This is a genomic window from Kineosporia babensis (assembly GCF_021129305.1).
Taxonomy (GTDB): Bacteria; Actinomycetota; Actinomycetes; order Actinomycetales; family Kineosporiaceae; genus Kineosporia; species Kineosporia babensis.
In genome coordinates, this window is record NZ_JAJOMB010000080.1 from 1 (window position 1) to 484 (window position 484).

A 484-nucleotide genomic window follows, 5' to 3' on the forward strand; every position below is an offset into this window, starting at 1 on the left:
GGGACTTACCCCCGGACCTTGGACACGCTGAATCCGGCATGAGGTCGGAGGAAGCGAGATGATCGTCTCGTGGCAGGTAAGTCGTATACGCAGGAGTTCCGTCAGCAGGCGGTGGATCTGTACCGGTCCACGCCTGGCGCGACGGTCCAGGGCATCGCGGCCGATCTGGGGATCGGCCGGGAGACGCTGAGCAAGTGGATCAAGCAGCGGCCCCTCGCCCCAGAGCCCGCCGATCCTGCAGGGGCGTCGGGGCCGGACGGGGCGCAGGTGCAGGCGCTCGTGGCGGGGCAGGAGCCGGCTGCCAGGCCGTTGCGGGGCCGCCCGGCGAACATGGCGGCGCGGATCGCGGCGCTGGAGGCCGAGAACGCGGCGCTGAGGGCTGAGGCTGCCCGGCGCGATGCCGAGCACGGCGTGGAAGTCGAAAAGCTCTCTACCGAGCGGGACATCCTTCGCCAGGCGGCAAAATATTTCGCCGGCGAGACGA

General features: G+C 69.8%; 1 protein-coding gene. It reads left to right on the forward strand.

Annotated elements, in window-relative coordinates; all coding sequences use genetic code 11:
• Positions 1-69: 69 nt before the first annotated feature.
• Positions 70-484: transposase (locus tag LR394_RS41055; RefSeq protein ID WP_231450145.1), on the forward strand; the 415-nt coding region annotated here is incomplete at its 3' end.